The sequence below is a fragment of the Frankia sp. Hr75.2 genome (assembly GCF_949319125.1).
Classification (GTDB): domain Bacteria; phylum Actinomycetota; class Actinomycetes; order Frankiales; family Frankiaceae; genus Parafrankia; species Parafrankia soli.
Map to the genome: position 1 here is coordinate 1 of NZ_CASGGV010000273.1, position 242 is coordinate 242.

At 71.1% G+C, this 242-nt stretch carries 1 pseudogene; it reads right to left on the bottom strand.

From position 1 onward, the window contains the following. Window positions 1-242, bottom strand: a pseudogene (locus AC559T_RS18330) (cytochrome P450); the annotation flags it as partial.

Here is a 242-nt window from a genome sequence, read left to right on the forward strand (position 1 = left end):
TGTCAAGCAGCTCCGTCTCGGTGATGCGATCGCCGGCATCGTCGATCGCGGCCAGTTGGCTGATCAGGTCCGGGCCGGGCCGTGCGCGGCGCTCGGCGACCAGCCCGCGAAAGTACTCACCGAAGGCCGCCGCGGCGGTCGCCCGGTCGCGTAGCTCATCCGCGGAGAGAAGCGCATCCGGGTCGAGGCCCCTGGCCAGCGCCCGAGCCCAGGCGTCGAACCGCTGGTAGTCCTCAATCGGA